The organism is Amycolatopsis dendrobii (assembly GCF_014145675.1).
In the GTDB taxonomy this organism is placed as follows: domain Bacteria; phylum Actinomycetota; class Actinomycetes; order Mycobacteriales; family Pseudonocardiaceae; genus Amycolatopsis; species Amycolatopsis dendrobii.
The window spans coordinates 410,737-430,788 of sequence record NZ_JACGZW010000001.1 but is presented as its reverse complement, the minus strand read 5'-3'; the positions used below and the strand labels follow the sequence as shown (position 1 = coordinate 430,788).

At 70.9% G+C, this 20,052-nt stretch carries 20 protein-coding genes; 8 read left to right on the top strand and 12 right to left on the bottom strand.

Going from position 1 to position 20,052, the window contains the following annotated elements; genetic code table 11:
• Nucleotides 1–29: 29 nt before the first annotated feature.
• Nucleotides 30–545, bottom strand: a complete 516-nt coding sequence (locus H4281_RS01905; RefSeq protein ID WP_182889108.1) for a GNAT family N-acetyltransferase — start codon at nucleotides 543–545, stop codon at nucleotides 30–32.
• Between the two features lie 55 nt (nucleotides 546–600).
• Nucleotides 601–2,190, bottom strand: a complete 1,590-nt coding sequence (locus tag H4281_RS01900; protein ID WP_182889107.1) for an acyl-CoA synthetase — start codon at nucleotides 2,188–2,190, stop codon at nucleotides 601–603.
• A gap of 90 nt (nucleotides 2,191–2,280) precedes the next feature.
• On the opposite strand from H4281_RS01900, the gene H4281_RS01895 reads away from it, so the two are divergent.
• On the top strand, nucleotides 2,281–4,488 hold the full coding sequence (locus tag H4281_RS01895; RefSeq protein ID WP_220506585.1) for a serine/threonine-protein kinase: 2,208 nt from the start codon (nucleotides 2,281–2,283) through the stop codon (nucleotides 4,486–4,488).
• A gap of 4 nt (nucleotides 4,489–4,492) precedes the next feature.
• Here H4281_RS01895 and H4281_RS01890 read toward each other — a convergent pair whose 3' ends face one another.
• Genes H4281_RS01890 through H4281_RS46505 form a run of 3 tightly spaced genes read right to left on the bottom strand, consistent with a single transcriptional unit; the run spans nucleotide 4,493 to nucleotide 6,713 of the window.
• Nucleotides 4,493–4,942: a hypothetical protein gene (locus H4281_RS01890; RefSeq protein ID WP_182889105.1), complete on the bottom strand. Its 450-nt coding sequence runs from the start codon at nucleotides 4,940–4,942 to the stop codon at nucleotides 4,493–4,495.
• A 53-nt stretch (nucleotides 4,943–4,995) separates the two neighbouring features.
• A complete protein-coding gene (locus tag H4281_RS01885; protein WP_182889104.1) occupies nucleotides 4,996–5,361 on the bottom strand; it encodes a YrdB family protein in 366 nt (121 codons plus the stop codon).
• 59 nt (nucleotides 5,362–5,420) lie between these two features.
• Nucleotides 5,421–6,713, bottom strand: coding sequence for a GH25 family lysozyme (locus H4281_RS46505; RefSeq protein ID WP_182889103.1), 1,293 nt, complete (start codon nucleotides 6,711–6,713; stop codon nucleotides 5,421–5,423).
• 652 nt (nucleotides 6,714–7,365) lie between these two features.
• Here H4281_RS46505 and H4281_RS01875 point away from each other — a divergent pair.
• The 4 genes from H4281_RS01875 to H4281_RS01860 are packed head-to-tail and all read left to right on the top strand — an operon-like array spanning nucleotide 7,366 to nucleotide 11,916.
• Entirely contained in the window at nucleotides 7,366–8,658 is a 1,293-nt protein-coding gene (locus H4281_RS01875) for a sugar ABC transporter substrate-binding protein (RefSeq protein ID WP_182889102.1), read from the top strand.
• Nucleotides 8,655–9,641 (top strand): carbohydrate ABC transporter permease, encoded by a 987-nt coding sequence (locus H4281_RS01870; protein ID WP_182889101.1) that lies wholly within the window; start codon nucleotides 8,655–8,657, stop codon nucleotides 9,639–9,641. Before H4281_RS01875 ends, H4281_RS01870 begins: the two co-directional genes overlap by 4 nt.
• Nucleotides 9,638–10,468 carry a carbohydrate ABC transporter permease gene (locus H4281_RS01865; RefSeq protein WP_182889100.1) on the top strand — a complete coding sequence of 277 codons (831 nt, stop codon included), beginning with the start codon at nucleotides 9,638–9,640 and terminating at the stop codon, nucleotides 10,466–10,468. Before H4281_RS01870 ends, H4281_RS01865 begins: the two co-directional genes overlap by 4 nt.
• A gap of 2 nt (nucleotides 10,469–10,470) precedes the next feature.
• The gene (locus H4281_RS01860) at nucleotides 10,471–11,916 is read left to right on the top strand and encodes a glycoside hydrolase family 3 protein (RefSeq protein WP_446680378.1); all 1,446 of its coding nucleotides are present in this window, start codon (nucleotides 10,471–10,473) and stop codon (nucleotides 11,914–11,916) included.
• Nucleotides 11,917–11,964: 48 nt separating this feature from the next.
• On the opposite strand, the gene H4281_RS01855 is transcribed toward H4281_RS01860, so the two are convergent.
• Nucleotides 11,965–12,927, bottom strand: coding sequence for an SDR family oxidoreductase (locus tag H4281_RS01855; protein ID WP_182889098.1), 963 nt, complete (start codon nucleotides 12,925–12,927; stop codon nucleotides 11,965–11,967).
• A 180-nt stretch (nucleotides 12,928–13,107) separates the two neighbouring features.
• Here H4281_RS01855 and H4281_RS01850 point away from each other — a divergent pair, with 180 nt between their 5' ends.
• Nucleotides 13,108–13,755 carry a TetR/AcrR family transcriptional regulator gene (locus H4281_RS01850; RefSeq protein ID WP_220506583.1) on the top strand — a complete coding sequence of 216 codons (648 nt, stop codon included), beginning with the start codon at nucleotides 13,108–13,110 and terminating at the stop codon, nucleotides 13,753–13,755.
• Between the two features lie 120 nt (nucleotides 13,756–13,875).
• On the opposite strand, the gene H4281_RS01845 is transcribed toward H4281_RS01850, so the two are convergent.
• The 6 genes from H4281_RS01845 to H4281_RS01820 form a co-directional block, all read right to left on the bottom strand.
• Entirely contained in the window at nucleotides 13,876–14,214 is a 339-nt protein-coding gene (locus tag H4281_RS01845; RefSeq protein WP_182889096.1) for a P-II family nitrogen regulator, read from the bottom strand.
• The gene (locus H4281_RS01840) at nucleotides 14,211–15,518 is read right to left on the bottom strand and encodes an ammonium transporter (protein WP_182889095.1); all 1,308 of its coding nucleotides are present in this window, start codon (nucleotides 15,516–15,518) and stop codon (nucleotides 14,211–14,213) included. Before H4281_RS01840 ends, H4281_RS01845 begins: the two co-directional genes overlap by 4 nt.
• Nucleotides 15,519–15,744: 226 nt before the next feature.
• The gene (locus H4281_RS01835) at nucleotides 15,745–15,945 is read right to left on the bottom strand and encodes a ferredoxin (RefSeq protein ID WP_182889094.1); all 201 of its coding nucleotides are present in this window, start codon (nucleotides 15,943–15,945) and stop codon (nucleotides 15,745–15,747) included.
• On the bottom strand, nucleotides 15,942–16,622 hold the full coding sequence (locus tag H4281_RS01830; protein WP_182889093.1) for a TetR/AcrR family transcriptional regulator: 681 nt from the start codon (nucleotides 16,620–16,622) through the stop codon (nucleotides 15,942–15,944). Before H4281_RS01830 ends, H4281_RS01835 begins: the two co-directional genes overlap by 4 nt.
• Nucleotides 16,623–16,627: 5 nt before the next feature.
• Nucleotides 16,628–17,848, bottom strand: a complete 1,221-nt coding sequence (locus tag H4281_RS01825; RefSeq protein WP_182889092.1) for a cytochrome P450 — start codon at nucleotides 17,846–17,848, stop codon at nucleotides 16,628–16,630.
• A gap of 229 nt (nucleotides 17,849–18,077) precedes the next feature.
• The gene (locus tag H4281_RS01820; protein ID WP_237599996.1) at nucleotides 18,078–18,530 is read right to left on the bottom strand and encodes an ATP-binding protein; all 453 of its coding nucleotides are present in this window, start codon (nucleotides 18,528–18,530) and stop codon (nucleotides 18,078–18,080) included.
• Nucleotides 18,531–18,855: 325 nt separating this feature from the next.
• Between H4281_RS01820 and H4281_RS01815 the strand changes: the two genes are divergently transcribed.
• A complete protein-coding gene (locus tag H4281_RS01815) occupies nucleotides 18,856–19,032 on the top strand; it encodes a CsbD family protein (RefSeq protein ID WP_182889091.1) in 177 nt (58 codons plus the stop codon).
• A gap of 170 nt (nucleotides 19,033–19,202) precedes the next feature.
• A complete protein-coding gene (locus H4281_RS01810) occupies nucleotides 19,203–20,024 on the top strand; it encodes a GAF and ANTAR domain-containing protein (protein ID WP_182889090.1) in 822 nt (273 codons plus the stop codon).
• Nucleotides 20,025–20,052: the final 28 nt, after the last annotated feature.

Genomic DNA, 20,052 nt, shown 5'->3' with positions numbered 1-20,052 from the left:
TCGCGACGTCCCGTTGTCCGACGCCGGGGCTACGCGGCAGCGTCCGAGTCGAGCTCGATCCAGAACCGGTCCTCGCCGCGCCTGCGGCCGTCCGGCACCCCGCCGTTCGACAAGATCGCCCGGCGCGAACGCTCGTTGTCCGCCTCGCAGGTCAGCAGCACGCGCTCGAGCCCGAGCCGGCGGCACTCCGTGAGCCCGGCCGTCAGCATCCGCGTGGCATGGCCCTGCCCGCGCCACGGCGACACCACGTGGTACCCGATGCGGCCGCCCGCTTCGGCGAGTTCGGCCGTGAGCTCGTGCCGGACGACCAAGGCGCCCAGGCAGTACTCGCCGGAGACGTACCAGAAGAGAGTGGAAGGCACTCCCCAGCGCGGCTGCACCTCGCGCCGCGCGGCGACGAACCCGGCGAAGCCGACGCTCGCCGCGTCGAGCCAGTCGGTGGGGCGGCCTTCGCACCGGCAGTCCGCCTGTTCGCCGACAAGGTACGACGTGCCCACCTCGACCGTGGGCAGGACAAGACGAGGCGGCTCGACGAGACGGGTCATCGGCCCAGTCTTCCTGCCCAGAGCCGGGCGCACAGCTCGTTTTCGCGGCCGGACCTCAGCCCTGCGCCAGTCCGGCGTGCCCCTCCCGCAGCGCCCGCTTGACGATCTTCCCGCTCGGGTTCTTCGGCAGCGCGTCCACGAACACCACGTACTTCGGGCACTTGTACCCGGCCAAATGCTCGCGGGCATGCGCCAGCACCTCGTCCTCGGTGAGCGTGACGCCCTCGCGCGGGACGACCGCCGCGGCGACCGCCTCGATCCAGTGCGGATGCGCGACTCCGAACACCGCCACCTCGGCGATCCCGTCCAGCAGGTACAGGGCTTCCTCGACCTCGCGGCTCGCGACGTTCTCGCCGCCGGTCTTGATCATGTCCTTTTTCCGGTCCACCACCGAGAGATAGCCCTCTTCGTCCAGCACTCCGAGGTCGCCCGAATGGAACCAGCCGCCTTCGAAGGCCGCGGCGGTTTTCTCCTCGTCCTCGTAGTAGCCGAGCGTCGCGTGCGGACTGCGGTGCACGATCTCCCCGACCTCGCCGGGCGGCAGCTCGCGGCCGTCCTCGTCCACGATCCGGGTTTCGACGTTGATCGACGCCCGGCCCGCCGAACCCGCTTTGGCGAGTTGCTCGTGCGGGCGCAGGATCGTGGCGAGCGGGGCCATTTCGGTCTGGCCGTAGAAGTTCCACAACTGCACGTCCGGCAGGCGGCGCGCGAGTTCGCGCAGCACTTCGGCGGGCATCGGCGACGCGCCGTAGTAGCCCTTCCGCAGGCTCGACAGGTCCGTCGTGTCGAAGGCCGGGTGGCGCAGCAGCGAGATCCACACCGTCGGCGGCGCGAACAGTTTCGTCGCGCGTTCCCGTTCCACCGCGGCCAGCAGCGCCGCCGGGTCCGGGCCGGGCAGGATCACGCTCGTCGCGCCGAGGTAGACGTCGACCGACAGGAAACAGTCCAGCTGCGCGCAGTGGTAGAGCGGCAGCGAATGCACCTCGATGTCGTCGCCGGTCATGCTGCCGTCGATCGCGCACGAGACGTATTGCGCGATCAGCGACCGGCTCGACAGCAGCACGCCCTTCGGCCGCGATTCGGTGCCGGAGGTGTACATCAGCCGCAGCGGGTCGTCGTCTTCCACCAGAACCGCGGGGGCGGTTTCGTCGCCGGGCTGGTCGATCCAGTCCGCGACGCTCTCCCATTCGCCGCCGCTGCCGCCGATCCGGGCGCGCAGGACGTCGGGGCGGCCGGAGCGCTTCACCGCCTCCGCCGCGGTGTCGAGCAACGCGTCCTCGGCGATCAGCCCGGACACCCCGGCGTGGCCGAGGATGAACGCGACCTCCTCCGCGCCGAGCATGAAGTTCACCGGCACCAGCACCACGCCCAGCTTGGCCGTGGCGAAGACCAGCACCGCGTACTCCCAGCAGTTGCGGCTGAGCAGGGCGAGCCGGTCGCCCTTCGCGAGGCCGCGTTCGGCGAGCCGGTGCGCACAGCGGTTGACCGCCGCGTCGAACTCGCGGTAGGTCGCGCGCCGGTCGCCGGAGACGATCGCGAGCTTGTCCGGCAGGCGCAACGCGGTGCGGCGCAGGAGATCCCCGACGGAATGCTGGCGGGCGTGCTGGATCGCTTCCGCCGTTTCGGCGCTGAACGGGCTCGGCATAGCGGGAGTCTCATCCACCGGCGCGGCGCGCGCAAGCAGGACCCTGCGCCGCTCTCGGTAGGCTTTCCGGCACCGCCTGGGGAGGGACGCGTGGACGAGACCGAAGCACCGACGCTCGACCGGCCGGACATCACCGGCAGGCTGCCCCGGTACCGGCTCGTCCGCCAGCTCGCGCGCACCAGGATGAGCGAGGTCTTCGAGGCGGTCGACACGGCGGACGGGCGCGCGGTCGCGCTCAAGGTCGTCGGCCCGGAGTTCATGGCGGTGCCCGGGTTCCGCACCCGGTTCGAGCGCGAAACCCGGATCGCGCGCGAGCTCGGGCATCCGAACGTCGTCCCGGTGCGGGACGCCGGGTTCACCGAAGACGGCTGCCTCGGCTACCTCGCGATGGAGTACGTGCGGGGCACGAACCTCGCGCGGCTGCTGGCCGAGCGGGGTCCGCTGTCGTTCAAGGAGACTGTCGGGATCGGACGCGAGATCGCCGCCGCCCTCGACGCGGCGCACGAACGGCGGCTCGTGCACCGGGACGTCAAACCCGGCAACATCCTGCTCGACGCCGACGGCCGCGCGTACCTGTGCGACTTCGGCATCGCCCGCCGGCTCGACCTCACGCAGCTCACCGCGACCGGGGCGTTCCTCGGCACGGTCGGCTACGCCGCGCCGGAGCAGCGCCAGGGCAAACCGGCCGGATCCGCGGCCGATGTTTATTCGCTCGCCTGCGTGCTCTGCGAATGCCTGGCCGGTGCTCCCCCGGGCCACCACGCCGAACCCGGCCACCCCGGCGTCCGGGCGCTCCGCCGGTCGCTCAGCACGGATCCGGAAGCCCGGCATCCGACCTGCACCGCGCTGATCGAGGAGCTGATCGCCGCCCAGCGCCGGAACACCCGGCGCCGGCGGACGCTGCGCGCGGGAGTCCCGGCGGTCGCGGCCGCCGGGCTGCTCGTCGCCTCGCTGACCACCGGAGGCCTGTCCGGCGTCGACGACGCCACTCTCGCCCGGATACCCGCCGCCTTGCGGGCCGACTGCGCGACCGCGGACACGCCGGTCCGCGGCGCGACCGCGACCGTCACCTGTCACGACCCGTCCGGTCGCGCCGCGACGACCGCGCTGTACGCCGACCCGAAGCAAGCGGCCGACGCCTACTCCGCCTTGCCGCGTCTCGGCGCATCAACCGAGCGAGGAGACTGCGCCGTCGCCTCGTGGGCCGAACACCGTTACCCGGCGACCGGTCCCGCTCTGGGCCGGGTGTTCTGCGGTGTCGGCACCGGACGGTCCATTGTGGTCTGGACGGACGACGCCGCCCGCTCCGTCACCACCGCCACCGCACCGGCGAGCGACGACGCGGCTTTGCGCGCCGCGTGGGTCAGCTGGACCGGAGCGCCCGCGTTCCCCACCCCGGACGAGAAAGGCCTCGCCGAGATCGCCGCCGGAAACAAGTGCCGCCGCGCGACGCCGGCCGATCTCGGCGACTACCCCGGCGCCATCGCCGGAATCACCTGCACACCACGCGGCACCGGCGCGCGCGACGTGTCCTACTACCGTTTCGCCGACACCCAGACCCTGCGCACCAGCTTCGACGGTCTCGTCACCGCCGCGAAGGCGCCGAGCGGGACACCTTGCCCGGGCGCGTCGCCGGGCACCACCCGGTTCGACTGGCTGAGCGTCGACCTCGGGCAGGTGCTCTGCCGTCCCGGCAAGGAAGGCACCGTCGCGATCGACTGGAGCCTCGATTCCTTCCACGTCGTCGGCCACGTCACCGGCCCCGGTCCCGTGTTCGTCGGAAACTGGTGGACCGAATGGCACCTCGCGCCGCTCAGCCGGATCGTCGCGCAGGTCAACCGCGAGGCCTCCCCCGCGTTTCCGACCCCAGCGGAAAACGAGCTGCTGCAACGGATCCCGCCCGCTTCGCGGATCAACTGCGTGCGCCCGTCCGCGGACCAGCGCTGGCAAGACCTCGGCGCGGTGCAGGCCGATGCCGCTGTCGCGTGCGGACAGACGAGCGGCGCCGGATTGGCCGTCTACTACCAGCTGCCCGACGCCGCCACGATGAACCAGGTCTTCAACAGCACGCAGACCACCGAAAAGGCGTGCACCGACCAGCCGCCCGATTTCGCCGCCGACCGCCCCTACTCGCGCGGCGGCCGCACCGGGCGGCTCGCCTGCGCGACCCTCGAACCCAGCGGCGAGCGCTATCTCAAGTGGACGGACGACCAGTCGGGGATCCTCGCGGTCGCGCACCGCGGCGCCTCCCCGTTCGCGATGGTCGACTGGTGGAACCACGACTCCGGCCCGTCCTGAGCGCTCAGCCCGCGACGGAACCGCCGATCGAGGCCGACCCGGTGACGTTGCCGCGCCCGCCGCTCGCGGTGTGCGCGGATTCCTTGCCGTCCACGACGGAATACATCTCCACCTGGCCGCTCGCGCCGGAATAGGTGATCTCCAGCGTCCACTGGTGCGGTTTCCCGTCCGCGGGCACGGTGAGCGACTGGCGCCACGGCATCTTGACCTGCCCGGTTTCCTTGGTGGCGCCGTCCAAGGTGTAGGTGACCTGTTTCAGGGAGCCGGAACCGGTCGCGTTCAGCACGAGCGTGTGCGGCTGCCGATCAGGCACCTGTTCCTTGGCCGGCGCGGCGGAGGACGACGGCGCCGGGTTCGGCGCGGGAGCCGGGGCGGGACTGCCCGAGCACGCGGTCAGTACAGCGAGCAGCGCGACCGGCGCGAACACCGTCCGGGCGGCAGTGCGAAATTCCATGCGCGCACCGTACTGAGCGACAGCCGGGACCGGTCCCGGCTCGGGAAATCCGCTCAGCCGTCCTTCGCCCACACCCGCACGGCCACCGCGACCGCGATCCCGGCGACGCCGAGCACGATCCCCGCGACCAGCAGGCCGGACGCGATCAACCCGAGCGCGGCCACCGCGAACAGCCCGGCTTCCAGGAAGAACCGGGTCGGCTCCGGACTGCGCCGCTTGGCCTTCGGCGCGATCACGAGCCACCAGATCGCTCCTGCCAGCGCGGGCCACAGCACCGCGGACAGGATGTCGAGGAACACGTTCCCGCCGAGCCGCGCGCCGGCGACCGCGAGACCGGCGAGCAGCGCCAGTTCGGTCAGGAAGCGGATGACGAGCACCGCGCCGGGGAAACCGCGCAATTCGGGTCGAGTGGTGGTCACGCCGGAAGCCTAACGGCCGGGCCCGCGCTCCGTGCGCGCAGTCGCGGACCCGGCCGGAATCAGCGCCGGGCGACCATTCGGGACAGCGTCATCAGGATCGCCCCGAACACCAGCAGCGCCGCACCGAACACGGCGAGCCGGGGCGTGCTCACGCCGGTCTTCGCCAGTGCCTGCTGCTTGGGCTGGCCGGCTTCCGGCGCGGAGGTCCGCGCCGGCTGGCTGGTCGTGGCCTGCTGCGGGGCCGAAGCCTTCGGCGTCACCTTCGCGACCTCGTGGACGCGGGCGGTGAGCGAGTCGGCGTGCTTGGCGTCCGACAGCGACCCCGGCGGGTTCGCCTGCTTGCCGCCCGCCCAGACGAGACCGCTGATGTCCTTCTTCGCCGCCGTCGACGAGGTGGACGCGGGCGGTTTCGTCGCCGAGGACGTCGGGCTGCCCGACGTCCTCGGGCTCGTCTTCGTCGTGGTGCTCGGCGAAGGCGACGCGGTGGCCGAACTGGTCGGCGTCTTGGTCGCCGAGGAGGTCGGCGGCGCGCTCGTGGTCGGCTTGGCCGACGTCGGCGGTTTCGTCGAGGTGGTCGGCTTCGGCGGAGCCGGCGCCTCGCTCTTCGGGGCCTCGCCGCCGGCCAGCTTGACCAGCTGTGCCATCGAGCCGTTGAACGAGTCCTGGTCGCCGGGCTTGTTGCCGGAGTCGGAGTACTGCCAGATCGTGTAGTAGCGCCAGCCCGAGGGCAGCGGTCCCGCGCTCTGCGCGTAGCGGGCGATGAACAGCGGATGCGTGTCGCCGAACGCCGCCGAGTTCCCGGTGCAGGTCTTCCACCAGTCGGTCGTGGTGTAGAGCATCGGCCAGCGCGACGTCTTCGCGTGCAGCCGTTCGGAGAACGACTTCACCCACGACACCATCGCCGACTGCGAAAGGCCGAAGCAGGTCGAGCCGTACGGGTTGTATTCGATGTCGAGCATCGGCGGCATCGTGCGGCCGTCCGCGGACCAGCCGCCGCCGTGCGCGACGAAGTAGTCCGCCTGCGTCGCGCCGTCGGACACGTCCGGCCGCGCGAAGTGGTACGCGCCGCGGATCATCCCGACGTCGTAAGAGCCGTTGTACTGCTGCGCGAAGTACGGGTTGCGATACCCGGTGCCCTCGGTCGCCTTGACGTACGCGAAACGCGCGCCGGCGTTCCAGGCCGCCTTCCAGTCCACATTGCCCTGGTGCCCGGACACGTCCATGCCCGGCACCTCGGCAGGCGCTGCCGCCGCCTGGGGCGCGTGCAGCAGCCCCAGCGCACCGGCGGCAGCCACCGCTGCCGCCGCGACGACCGCACCCGCCCGAGCCGCTATCCGCCCGGAGCCCGTCATCCTCTACTCCCTCTTCTTTTCCCGCCCTGGGAGCGCTCCGGCCGTCCGCCTCTCTTCCCCAAGAGCGGCACCGGATCACCTGGGCGAGCCCCAGTGTGTGTGACACGCGGGACGCCTGTAAACCACTGGGAGTGATGTGACGCGTGGTACACAAGAGGTTTTCCGAGGTCACCGGCGGTACGCACCGTCCGCGCCGGAATGAAACTCACCCACCCCGGGTCACTGCGGGCGGCAGGACCGCCACCCATCGCAGCGGGTGATCACGCACGCCGGGAGCACCGTCCGGACCGGACAGCGGTTGTCCCGGAGCCGAAGTCCCGTCCGCGCGCAAGGGCCGAAGGTCGTGCGCCCGGAACTGTTCCGGGACACGCCCGCGGCACGCGACACGCCCGGCCCGGCGAGCCGTTCACGAACAACTCCCCCGCGCCGGAAACCCTTGCCCGCACTGCGGAAACCACCTTCTACCAGCACTTTTCGCTTAAGCGCCGGTAATGGCCCGGACACGCAGCGTCAACCAGGCAGACGTCTTCGCAACATCTTGGCAACCGGCTTGACACCGGCTGTGGTCCGGACCACCCTGCTGGACATTGGTCTACACCATTTGTCATTCAGCCCCGGTCGCCGACGACCGGGCACCGAAAGGACGAGACACGTGAAGCGCTGGCTCAAGCTGGCGGCGGGAGCCGCCGCCATCACGCTCGCCACGGCCGGCTGCGCCGGCTCAGGCGGGAGTGAGAACGCCTCGAGCGCTGGGGGCGCGCAGGACGGCAAGCTGACGGTCTGGCTCATGACCGGCTCGGCGCCGGACAGCCTGACCGCCGCCCTGAACAAGGAATTCGAGGCCGCCCACCCCGGCGTCAAGGTCGACTACCAGATCCAGCAGTGGAACGGCATCCAGCAGAAGCTGACCACCGCGCTGGCGAGCGACACCCCGCCGGACGTCATCGAGGTCGGCAACACCCAGACGCCCGCGTTCGCCGCGCAGGGCGTGCTGGCCGACCTCTCCGGCGACGTCAACAACCTCAACGGCGGGCAGTGGCTCGCCGGGCTCAAGGCGTCCGGCCAGTACGACGGCAAAACCGTCGGCGTGCCGTTCTACGCCGCCAACCGCGTCGTCATGTACCGCAAGGACATGTTCGAGCAGGCCGGCATCACCCAGCCGCCTGCCTCCAACGACGAATGGCTCGCGGACATCGCGAAGCTGAAGACGAAGTTCGGCAGCGACCCGCAGTTCCAGCCGCTCTACATGCCGGGCCAGAACTGGTACGCGCTGTCGTCGTTCATCTGGGACAACGGCGGCGACATCGCCAAGGCCGAGGGCAAGTCCTTCAAGTCGTCGCTCAACACGCCGGAAGCCAAGGCGGGCCTCGAGTTCTACAAGAAGCTCGTGGACGCCTCCGGCACCACCGCGCCCAAGGACAACGACGAGGCCACGCCGCAGCAGGCGGGCATCTACGCCGCGGGCAAGGTCGCCATGTTCATCGGCACCCCGAACGAGGTGGCGACCGCCGCCAAGACCGACCCGGGCATCACCGCCAAGACCGGCGCGTTCCCGATCCCGTCGAAGACCGCCGGGCAGACCGCCCCGGTGTTCCTCGGCGGCTCGAACCTGGTCGTCCCGCTCAACAGCAAGCACCAGGACCTCGCCAAGGACTACCTGAAGCTGCTCACCAGCACCAAGTACATGACGCAGCTCGCCGCGGGCGGCTACGTGCCGGGCACCTCCACCGACCTCAGCGCGCTCGACAAGGACCCGCTGGGCTCGGTGATGGCGAAGGCGTCGAAGAACGGCCACGCGATGCCGGCCAGCCCGAAGTGGGGCGAGGTCGAATCCGGCCAGAACCCGCTGAAGGACATGCTGACCGCCTACCTGACCGGGAAGAAGCCCCTGGACCAGGCCGCGGCCGACGCGAACACAGCCCTCGACAAGATCATCGGCGGATGACCGCGACGAAGGACAAGCCGATGCCGGCGGGGGCGACCCCGCCGGCATCGGCGCACGTCGGGGCGGCACGGAAACGAGGAAGCGGCTGGTTCAGCGAACGGCTCATGCCGTACCTGCTGATCCTCCCCGCGCTCGCCGCCGTGCTGGTGCTGCTCGGCTGGCCCACCGTCCAGATGCTCGGCATCAGCCTCCGCCAGCTCGACCTGCGCGAGCTGGTGACCGGCAAGATGGTGTGGATCGGCTTCAAGAACTACGCCGACGTGCTGTCCGACCCCGAGTTCTGGGCAGTCGCGATCCGCACGATCCTCTTCACCGGCGCGCTCGTCGCCGGGACCCTGCTCGTGGCGCTGCTGATCGCGGTGCTGATGCGCCACCTCCACCCGGTGCTGCGGATCTTCGTGCAGGTTTCCCTGGTACTGGCGTGGGCGGTGCCGGTCATCGCCACCACCACGGTGTTCCAGTGGATCTTCGACCAGCAGTACGGCATCCTCAACAAGACGCTGGACCGGCTGGGCTTCCATTCGTTCATCGGGTACTCGTGGTTCTCCACCGGCACGAGCACCCTCGTCGTGATCGGGCTGCTGGTGCTGTGGCAGGCCGTGCCGTTCGTCGCGTTCACGCTCTACGCGGGCCTCATCGGCGTGCCGCGCGAGCAGTACGAGGCGGCGGGCATCGACGGGGCCGGGCCGTGGCAGACGTTCCGCGCGGTCAGCTGGCCCGCGATCCGGCCGATCCTGACGATGGTGACGTTCCTGTCGATGCTGTGGGACTTCAACATGTTCGCCCAGGTGTGGGCCATCCGCCAGGGCGGCCCGGACGGGGCGAGCACGACGCTGGCGATCCTGCAGTACCTCAAGGGCATCGCGGGCAGCCACTTCGGCTCCGCCGCGGCCATCGCCACCATCATGCTGGTGCTGCTCCTGCTGGTCACCGGCCGGTACGTGCAGCTGCTGGTCCGGACCAAGGACGGGGAGATCGCATGAGGAAGTCCCTGCCCGCCCGGGTGCTGGTGTCGGTCGCCGGCGTTCTCGTGGCGCTGCTGTTCCTCTTCCCGACGTACTGGATGTTCACCACGTCGCTGAAGACGCCGGGCGACGTGCTGTCGCCGAAGTACGACCTGATCCCGACCTCGGCGACGCTGTCGAACTTCGCGTCGGCGCTGACCAAGCCCGGGTTCGTCACGTACCTGACCAACAGCCTGATCGTGACGCTCGGCGCGGTGCTGGCCGCGCTCGTGGTGGGCGTGCTCGCGGCGATCCCGCTCGCACGCTTCCGCTTCCGCGGCCGCAAGGGGTTCCTGCTGCTGATCCTGGTGGCGCAGCTGGCCCCGCTGTCGGCGCTGTTCATCCCGATGTACCTGCTGATGCGGGACATCGGGCTGCTGAACACGCTGCCGTCGCTGCTGCTGGTGTACTTCGCGACGTCGCTGCCGTTCACCGTGTGGATGCTCTACGGGTTCGTCAACGGCATCCCGTACGACCTCGAAGAGGCGGCGATGATCGACGGGTGCAGCCGGGTCGGCGCGTTCCGCCGGGTCACCCTGCCGCTGCTCGGGCCGGGCCTGGTGACCACGTCGGTGTTCAGCTTCATCACCGCGTGGAACGAGTTCCTGTTCGCTCTGGTGTTCATGCGGGACCAGTCGAAGCAGACGCTGCCGGTGTGGCTGTCGTCGTTCAAGACGGCGTTCTCGATCGACTGGGGCGGTGTCATGGCCGCTTCGGTGATCTACGCGATCCCCGCGGTGATCTTCTTCCTGATCGTGCAACGGAAACTCGTGTCCGGCATGACCGCGGGCGCGGTGAAGGGATGACGGTGGCTGAACCCCGCGAACTGGCCGAAGCCGTTCTGCTGCCCGGGTTCGCGGGCACGACCGCGCCGGACTGGGTGCGCCGCCGCCTCGCCGAGGGGCTCGGCGGCGTGATCCTGTTCGGCCGCAACGTGGTCGACGACGAACAGGTCGCCGCGCTCACCTCGGCGCTGCGGTCCGAGCGGGACGGCGTGGTCGTCGGGATCGACGAGGAGGGCGGCGACGTCACCCGCCTCGACGTCGGCAAGGGTTCGTTCGTGCCCGGCCCGCTCGCGCTGGGCGCGGCCGGGGATCCGGAGCTGACCGCGTCCGTCGCGGCCGCTCTCGGCGAGCGGCTGGCGGCGTGCGGGGTCACGGTCAACCTCGCGCCGTGCGCGGATCTCACGCTCGCGGCGGAGGATCCGGGCATCGGCGTGCGGGCGTTCGGCTCGGATCCGGCGGCGGCCTCGCCGCACGTGGCGGCGTTCGTGACCGGCATGCAGAAGTACGGCGTCGCCGCTTGTGCGAAGCACTTCCCCGGCCACGGTGCGGCGACCGAGGATTCGCACCTCTCGCTGCCGGTGCTGCCGCGGACCGCCGCGGAGCTTCGGGAGGTGGAGCTCGTCCCGTTCGCCGCGGCGATCGAAGCGGGCGTCCGGACGGTCATGTCCGGGCACCTCGTCGTGCGGGAATGGGGCGAGGAACCGGCGACGTTCAACCGGACCGCGCTCGTCGACGTGCTGCGCGGCGAACTGGGGTTCACCGGCGCGGTCATCACCGACGCGTTGGAGATGGGCGCCATTTCCGGGGCGTACGGACGGCACGACGGGATCGGCGAAGCCTCGGTCCGCGCCCTCCTGGGCGGTGCGGACGCGCTGTGCCTCGGCGGGGCCGCGTTCGACGCGGAGACGCTGGACCGGACCGCCGAGGCGATCGTCGGGGCGGTGACCGAGGGACGGCTTTCCTTGGAGCGGCTGGCCGATGCCGCGGCCCGGACCGCTTCGCTGGGCGCCTCCCCCGCTCCGGCGACGGTGCGGCCGGTGGACTGCTCGCTCGGCCTGTCCGCCGCGCGGGCCGCCTTGCGGATCACCGGCACGCCGCGGTTGACGGGCCCGTCGCTCGTGGTGGACGTGCAGACCGAACCGGGCATCGCCGCCGGGCCGATGCCTTGGGGTCTGGGCGCGCATCTGGCGGAGCTGGTTCCGGGCACCCGGACGCTCTCGGTGTCCCCTGATGACGTCTCGACGGTTTTGGCCGAGGCCGCGTCGGTGGAGAGCGTCGTGGTGGCGACCCGGGAAGCGCACCGGCATCCGGCGGTGCGGGAGTTCCTGGCCGGTCTGTCCACTGTGGACTACATCCGGGTCGAGACCGGGGTGCCCGGACCGGAAGCCGGCGCCGCGCCGCGGATCGACACGTTCAGCGGCTCGTACGTGAGCCTGCGGGCCGCGGCGGAGTACCTGGCTCGTTCCTGACGCCGGCTGCGCGGTGGGCCCCGGGGGACGCCAGGCCTCCCTCGGGGCTCACGCCGACGCGCGGGTCTGCACCGCCGGAAAGCGCACGCCGGCCAGTTCTTCGGAGATTTCCCAGATCCGGCGAGCGTCGTCGACGTCGCGCAGGCGGGCGTACGGTTTCTGCTCGGACGGCGGCCCGGACAGGTGGCCGAGGCCGCCGGGTCCGTAAAGACGACCGCCTCCGGCCTCGGGAGACGTCGCGGCCCAAAGCGCGGGCAGCAACGCGGTTTCCGCCGTCCCGAACAGAATGCCGCGCGCGGAGAGCGCGCGGATGAGCCGCGCCTTCACCGTAGCCCGGCCCCGGCCGACCTCCGGGCGCGCGGCGAGAAGATTCGTCGCCGCCACCCCGGGATGGGAAAGATTGCTCGTGACGCCCCAGCCGCCCGCCCGGCTGCGCCGCTCGAGTTCGAGGCCGAACAGGCCGACCGCGATCTTCGACTGGCTGTAGGCCTGGTTGCCGGCGTACTTCCGTTCCCACTGGAGGTCGGCCCAGTTGATCGCGTGCCGGTCGGCATCGATGCTGATCTGCGAGGTCACCCGGGCCTTGCCGGCGCGCAGCAGCGGGAAAAGCCGGGCCGTAAGGGCGAAATGCCCGAGGTGGTTGGTGCCGAACTGCAGCTCGAAACCGTCCTTGGTGGACTGACGCGCCGGCGGCGTCATCACCCCGGCGTTGTTCACCAGCAGGTGGATCGGCCTGCCCTCCTCGGCGAGCCGGTCCGCCAGTTCGGCGACGGACGCGAGCGAGGACAGGTCCAGTTCGCGCAGGGAGACCTCGGCCCCGGGATGCCCGCCGCGGATCTTCGCGAGCGCGGCCTCGCCCTTGCGCGGGTTGCGGACCGGCAGGACGACCTCCGCGCCCGCTGCCGCGAGCCGGGTCGCCAGGCCGAGGCCGACGCCGTCGCTCGCGCCGGTGACGACGGCGAGCTTGCCCGCCAGTGCGGGGACCTCGATGTCCGGGGCCGGCTGCGCCATCGTTCTTCCCTCCGCGGGCAACGCTTAATCTGACACTTGTCAGATTAAGCCTGTTCCGCTCGCTGTCAAGCCGGGCGCCGGGCAACCGCGGCGGCGAGGAGAATGAACGCCATGGCGGCAGGGAAACCGACACCCGGGACAGCGCGCGGGCCAGGCCGTCCCGCCGCGGGAGCTCGCCCGGTGCCGGACGAGGCCGAGATCCTCCGGCGAGGCATGGAAACCTTCGCCGAACTCGGCTACGAGCGGACCACGGCGCGAGAACTCACGAGACGCCTCGGGGTGAGCCACAACTTCATCAACGACCGTTACGGGTCGAAAGCCAGCTTCTGGCGGGCGGTCGTGGACGCGCTGCTGGCCGGCGACCAGCGGGACCGCCGCGCGCTGCTCGACGCGGATCTGGACGACGCCCGGCGCGTCCGCGCGATGATCGCGCACCTCTACCAGGCCGCCGTGGAAGCACCGCTGCTCGGCAGGCTGCTGGCCGACGAATTCGGGCAGGAGTCCGAACGCCTGGACTACCTCTACCGGAACTATGTGGAGCCGACGCTCGGCCCGCTGGTCCCCGCCGTCGAACGGCTCACCGCCGCCGGCCGCCTCCCCGCGGTGCCGCTGGACGTCCTCTTCTTCACTGTCCTCAGCCCGGTCGCCGCCCTCGTGCAACTGCCCCTGGCCCACCGCCTCGGCCGCCCCGCGCCGGTCACCCGGGAATCCCAGGAACGCACCGCACGCCAGCTAGCCCGCTTGATCGCCGACGGGCTGCTCGGCCCGGAACCCGGGGACGCCGAACCCCGTCCGGCACGCGCGGACCCGGCCGCTCCTCCAGCCTGATTCCCGCGGAATGCCCGATCAGCCGCCGCACTCGCCGACGACCACGCTCTGCGCCACGGGCTGGCCCGCCGCCTTGAGTTCGCGGCATCGGACCTCAATCCCGCAGCGGGGAAACCGGCCCTACAACGCGTCGCGGCCGCGTTCTCCGGTGCGGACGCGGACGACGGTCTCCACCGGCGTGACCCAGATCTTGCCGTCGCCGATCTTGCCGGTGTGCGCGGCGTCCCGCACCGCTTGGACCGCGGCGTCGGCCTGGTCGTCGTCGAGCAGGATCTCCAGCCGGTACTTCGTGAGGAAATCGACCTCGTACTCCGCGCCCCGGTAGATCTCGGTGTGGCCCTTCTGCCTGCCGTATCCGCGGACCTCGGTCACCGTCATCCCGGCGACGCCGAGCTCCTGCAGCGCGAGCCGGACGTCGTCCAGCACGAACGGTTTGACCACGGCGGTCAGCAGCTTCATCGGTTCTCCTCGCGCGCCGGCCGGTGCGATCCCGGCGCGAAGGGCGCGCTCCCCCGGCGGCCGGACTGGACTGCCAGCTCGTACGCGCCTTCGGCGTGCTCGGCCTCGTCGACACCGTCGATCTCGGCCTCGCGGTCGATCCGGAATCCCATGAACTTGTGCATGACCCAGCCGATCAGGAAGGTCGTCGCCAGCGAATACCCTAGTACCGCCAGGGTTCCGGCGGACTGGCGCCACAGCTGGCCGAACCCGCCGCCGTAGAACAGGCCGTTCACGCCTTGCGGATCCACGCTCACCGTCGCGAACAAGCCGATCAGCAGCGTCCCCACGAACCCGCCGAGCCCGTGCACCGCGACCACGTCGAGCGAGTCGTCGAACCCGAACCGGTACTTCAGCCCCACCGCGAACGAACACACCACGCCGGCCACGGCTCCGATCGCGATCGCACCGATCGGTTCGACGTACGCGCAGCCCGGGGTGATTCCCACCAGCCCGGCGACCGCGCCGGAGGCGGCGCCGAGGGTGGTCGGCTTCCCGTCGCGGACCTGCTCGACGAGCAGCCAGCCCAGCACCGCGGCCGCCCCCGCGACCGCGGTGTTGAGGAACGACGTGGCCGCCAGGTTCTTCGCGGCCAGCGCGGACCCGGCGTTGAACCCGAACCAGCCGAACCACAGCAGCCCGGCCCCGAACATCACGAACGGCAGGTTGTGCGGCCGGACGGCCTGTTTCGGCCAGCCGTGCCTGCGCCCGAGCACGATCGCCAGCGCCAGCGCGGCCGCCCCGGAATTCACCTCGACGACGGTGCCGCCCGCGAAGTCGAGCACGTGCAGCCGCGCGGCGATCCACCCGTCGGGGGCGAAGACCCAGTGCGCCACCGGCAGGTAGACCACGGTGACCCACACGACGGAGAACACCGTCCAGGTCCAGAACCTGGCCCGTTCGGCGATCGCGCCCGCCAGCAGCGCCACCGTGATGATCGCGAACATCATCTGGAAGGCGACGAACGCGAACAGCGGCACCTGGTTGCCCGCCGGGCCGACCGCCTGTTCGGCGACCCCGCGCAGCCCCGCCAGCCGCAAGGTGCCGAGCAGCCCGCCGAACCAGTCGGAGCCGAACGCGAGCGAGTACCCGTAGGCCACCCAGACGAGGCCGACCGTCGCGAGGCAGACGAACGTCATCGCCATCACGTTCAGCACGCTCCGGGCGCGCACCATCCCGCCGTAGAACAGCGCGAGCCCCGGCGTCATCAGCATCACCAGCGCCGCACTGCCCAGCAGCCACGCCGTGCTTCCGGTGTCCACCACCCGCGGACTCACCTCGTTTCGTCGCCCGGACGGTGAAGCTAACCGGGCGGTGTTACCGGGATGTTTCCGTCGTGCTTCCGCCAGTCGCTCCCAGTCCGGCGAAACGGGCCAACCGGCCGAATCGCACGGCAAGCCGGGCAATCGGCCCCGCCGACCTCAACTCGCGTCCATTGTGGACATCCGCCCGCGCGCGCCCGGCGCGGCCGCTCCCGCCACGCCGGGCAATTCACCCGTTCTCGGTCACCGAGATCGCGGCTCCGGGGCAGACGGTGGCGGCTTCGCGGACGGTCGCGTGCAGTTCCTCGCCGGGGTGTTCGTCGAGCAGGAGCACGATGCCGTCGTCCTCGCGCTGGTCGAACACCTCCGGCGCGAGCAGCACGCAGGTGCCCGCACCGCAGCACCGTTCCTCGTCCACGGCGACCTTCATCGGCGTTTCTTCCTTTCGTTCGGCGACGCGGTGACCGGCGCCTGCCACAGCCCGATCAAGGCGTCGATCAGGCCAGTGGCGGCTTCGTTCCAACCGGACCGCGGGGTGGAAGTGTTCTCGGCGAGCGCGCGTTCGCGTTCGGCGGTGAGGTGGACCAGCAGGGTGCGGGTCATGTCGCTGCGTTCGGCGGCCGCTTCGGCCGGAAGGTCGGGCAGCCGCTGCTGCAGGCCGTCGACGATCCGCGCCAGCGACGGCGACGACAGCGACTCCTCGACCACGATCGGCCGCAACGTCGGATCGGCCATCGCCTGTTCGGTGAAGCGGGCATACCAGGTCGGGCTGCCGAGCGCGGCCAGGTGCTCGGCGAGCGGGCGCACCAGGCAGTCGAGCCAGTCCCGCAACTCCGCGCTCTCGCCGATCTCGGCCAGCCTCCGCTGCCGCAACTCCTCGACCGCAGCGGAGTGCTTGCGCGCGATCGCCCGCACCAGATCGGCCTTCGTCCCGAAGTGGTAGCCGACGGCGGTGTTGTTGCCCTGCCCCGCAGCCTCGCTGACCTGGCGGTTGGACACCGCGAGAATCCCGTGCTCGGCGAACAGGCGTTCCGCGGCAGTCAGGATCAGCTCCCGGGTCGCGTGCGCTCGCTCCGCCCGCAACGGCTTGTCGACGGCTTCGTTCATGAAACTCACCATCGCACGGGCAGTTCCCGCAGCCCGCCCACGGCCAGCCCCTCGATCCTGCGCAATTCCTCCGCCGGGACCGCGAGTTCCAGCGACGGCAGCATCCGCAGCAGCACCTCCAGCGCCACTTGCAGTTCGGTGCGGGCCAACGGCTGGCCCAGACAGGCGTGCGCACCGACGCCGAACGCGAGGTGCGGGTTCGGGCTGCGGCGCAGGTCCATCTCGGCGGCGGCCTCGAACGCGGTCTCGTCGCGGTTGGCCGCGGCCATGCTGCACATCGCCGTGGTGCCGCTCGGCAGCACCGTCCCGGCGACCTCGAAATCCTCGGTGAGATACCGCAACATGCCCACGCCCGCATTGGCGTCCCAGCGCAACGCCTCCTCCACCGCCGTGCGCACCAGCGACGGATCCGCGACCAGCTGCTCCCAGCGCGTGCGGTCGGCCAGCAGCATCGCGACCATCTTCGCGATCATGTTCGCCGTCGTCTCGTGCCCCGCGATCAGCAACCCGATCCCGGTCGCGGTCAGCAACGCATCCGACCAGCGCTCGCCCTCGGCGTCGGTGTCGGCGATCAGCGCGCTCAGCAGATCCTCGCCCGGCTCCGCGCGCTTCGCCGCGATATGCGCACCCATGTACTCGCCGAACTCGGCTTGCGTGGCGTCGAATTCTTCCTGCGTGTAGCGAGTCATGCTGAGCATCACGTCGGACCAGTGCGCGAACCGGTCGCGATCGGAGTCCGGGACGCCGAGCATGTCGCAGATGACCCACACCGGCAGCGGAAACGCCAGCCCCGCCTTCAGATCCGCCGGCCCGCCCTTCGCGACCATCTCCCCGATCAACTGCTCCGCCATCGCCGCGATCCCCGGCCGCAGCGCGTTCATCCGCTTCGCGGTGAACCACTTCCCGACCATCCGCCGCCAGTTCAGATGCGCCGCGCCGTGCTGCGGCATCACCGTCGCCATCTCGCTGTTGAACACGCCGCCGCTCTCGGTATCGGCGACCCGCGCCGCGTCGTCCGCCGGAGTCGGACGCGTGAACCGCCGATCCGACAACACGCTCTTCACATCCGCATAACGAGTGATCAGCGCCGCCTCGTCCCCACTGGCCAGCCGCACCTTCGCGACCGGACAGCCCTCCCGCAGCTTCGCCCACTCCACCGGCGGCTCCAGCGCCCCCGGCGCCTCGAAGGGAAACCGCGGCACCTGCTCCGCGTCGCTCTGGCGCATTCACGACCTCCTGCTCGGACCGGCAACCGCCCCGAGCATGGCCGAAGCCGCCAACTAAGTCAATCAGCTGACTTAACTTGAAGGTGCACCGCGACCCCGAAACAAGCAGGACCCACTAGGTCGTTCTGCTCGACCAGGTACGCGCCACCGCACCGGCCCGCCGGCGGCGCGGGCACCCGCATCGCCGGTCAGCGCCCTCGATTCCCCCGGCACCGCGGCAGGCGTCGGCTCAACCGGCTTGCCCGGCGTGAAGGGCCAGTTCGGCCCAGACGGTCTTCCCGCCCGGCCGGGGCGACTGGCCCCAGCGCTCGGCGATCGCGTCGATCAGAACCAAGCCCCGCCCCCCTCCCGCGTACCCTCCCCGGGAACGGGCGAGGTCCGGAAGCGAGTCGGACACCTCGATCAGGATCCGGTCGCCCCGCAGCGACAAGGTCAGTTCGCTGGGCGGGCGAGCGTGCCGCATGGCGTTGCACACCATCTCGTCCAGCACGAGACGCAGATCGGCGACCGCGTCCGCGCCCGTGTGCGGGCGATGGCGCCGCACGAAGGCCACCGCCCGGCCCCGGACCCGGCGCAATGTCGTGAAGTCCTCTTCCAGCGCCATGCGCAGCCGAGCGCCCGCCTGCCGCACCGGCTTCGCTCCGGCAGGCAGACGACTCCGCTGGAACTCGTCCACACTCACGCTCGGCCTCCCTCCCGGGCCCGCTGCACGCCCGCTCCCAGAGCATTCTCGCTCTCGGCTATTCCCCGTCGCCCTCTGCGTACCCAGCGGGCAGAGAAGGCGAAACGGAAACTCCGGAAATGAGAGGAAAGCCGCCGCCGCAAGGGATTCCCGGCCGCAGGCCGGGGTTTCCGGGGCCGGGTTTGACCTGTGCCCCGCACGGGTATCCGCTGCTCGCGGTCCCCGGATTCGTCTCCGCGAACTGTTTCGCGGAGCCGGACGGAACTGTTTTCCCGATCATGACCGCGTTCGGAAACATTCGCTGAGACGAGACGAGGTCATCGACATGAGCGACACCGCCGGAAACAAGGCCGAGGAAATCAAGGGCAAGGCGAAAGAAGCGCTCGGCAACGCCACCGGGAACGAACAGTGGCAGGCCGAAGGCAAAGCAGAGCAGGCGAAGGGCGCTCTCAAGCAGGCGGGAGAAAAGGTCAAGGACGCCGTCAAGAACGTGAAGAATTGACGCGCGCTTTCGGCGGCCGGAACCGCGGTTCCGGCCGCCGAAGCGTGACGGGGCTCTCTCTCCGCGGTCCGAAATGCGCGGGACACGGGCGAGCCCGCAGGCCGCTTTCCCCGGACGGGTAGGATTCTGCGGTGCTGCCGGGTGGCCGGGCAGGGAAAGAGGGGCCCGAAGTGACCGACGCCGACATCCGCGTTGACGACGGCTGGGAAGCCGACCGGATCGCGTTCTGCGCGGAACCGGCCGCGGACGGCTGGGCCCGCAGCGGCGTGGCTCTCGAAGGGCCGCTCGCCCGGCAGTTCGGCACGCTCGCGGTTCTCCTGCTCGACGCGGACTCCCTGCACGAAGCGATGGAGCGCGTGGTGTCCGCCGCGCTGCGGATCGTGCCGCAAGCCGATCTCGCCAGCATCACCCTGCGCTCGGCCGACGGCGGGTTCCACACCCCGGTCCGCACGCACGAGGCCGCCGAGGAACTGGACCGGATCCAGTACCAGGTCGGCGAAGGGCCGTGCCTGGAAGCCGCCCGGCGCGAGCGGCCCGGGTACGCGCTGGCCAACAATCTTCCGGAGTCCGACGGCTTCCCCGAATTCGGCGCGCGCGCCGGACGGCTCGGGTTCGGCTCGCTGCTGGCCACGACGCTGCTGCCGGACGCCAAGTCCGATCTGCCGCCCGGCGCGATCAACCTCTACAGCCACGAGGCCGGGGCCTTCGACGGCGACGCCGTCGACAGCGCGCTCGTCCTGGCCTCCCACGCCTCGCTCGCCCTCTCCGGTTCCGCCGCGCACACCGCGGCCGCCCTCAAGGAAGTCCACCTCAAGCGCGCCGTGGACAGCCGCGACCTCATCGGCCAGGCCAAAGGCATCCTGATGAACCGCCGCGGGATCTCCGCCGACGAAGCGTTCGACGTCCTGCGCCGCACGTCCCAGGATCTCAACGTCAAGCTGGTCGAACTCGCGCACACCGTGACCGAACGGCACCGCGAACTCGACCTCTGACTCCCGTCGGATTGCCCGCGGAAGGCGT

Excerpts from the sequence above, each read along its gene's own strand:
- H4281_RS01905 (WP_182889108.1), bottom strand. The coding sequence starts at position 545 with ATGACCCGTCTCGTCGAGCCGCCTCGTCTTGTCCTGCCCACGGTCGAG.
- H4281_RS01900 (WP_182889107.1), bottom strand. The coding sequence starts at position 2,190 with ATGCCGAGCCCGTTCAGCGCCGAAACGGCGGAAGCGATCCAGCACGCC.
- H4281_RS01890 (WP_182889105.1), bottom strand. The coding sequence starts at position 4,942 with ATGGAATTTCGCACTGCCGCCCGGACGGTGTTCGCGCCGGTCGCGCTG.
- H4281_RS46505 (WP_182889103.1), bottom strand. The coding sequence starts at position 6,713 with ATGACGGGCTCCGGGCGGATAGCGGCTCGGGCGGGTGCGGTCGTCGCG.
- H4281_RS01870 (WP_182889101.1), top strand. The coding sequence starts at position 8,655 with ATGACCGCGACGAAGGACAAGCCGATGCCGGCGGGGGCGACCCCGCCG.
- H4281_RS01865 (WP_182889100.1), top strand. The coding sequence starts at position 9,638 with ATGAGGAAGTCCCTGCCCGCCCGGGTGCTGGTGTCGGTCGCCGGCGTT.
- H4281_RS01855 (WP_182889098.1), bottom strand. The coding sequence starts at position 12,927 with ATGGCGCAGCCGGCCCCGGACATCGAGGTCCCCGCACTGGCGGGCAAG.
- H4281_RS01845 (WP_182889096.1), bottom strand. The coding sequence starts at position 14,214 with ATGAAGCTGCTGACCGCCGTGGTCAAACCGTTCGTGCTGGACGACGTC.
- H4281_RS01835 (WP_182889094.1), bottom strand. The coding sequence starts at position 15,945 with ATGAAGGTCGCCGTGGACGAGGAACGGTGCTGCGGTGCGGGCACCTGC.
- H4281_RS01830 (WP_182889093.1), bottom strand. The coding sequence starts at position 16,622 with ATGAACGAAGCCGTCGACAAGCCGTTGCGGGCGGAGCGAGCGCACGCG.
- H4281_RS01825 (WP_182889092.1), bottom strand. The coding sequence starts at position 17,848 with ATGCGCCAGAGCGACGCGGAGCAGGTGCCGCGGTTTCCCTTCGAGGCG.
- H4281_RS01815 (WP_182889091.1), top strand. The coding sequence starts at position 18,856 with ATGAGCGACACCGCCGGAAACAAGGCCGAGGAAATCAAGGGCAAGGCG.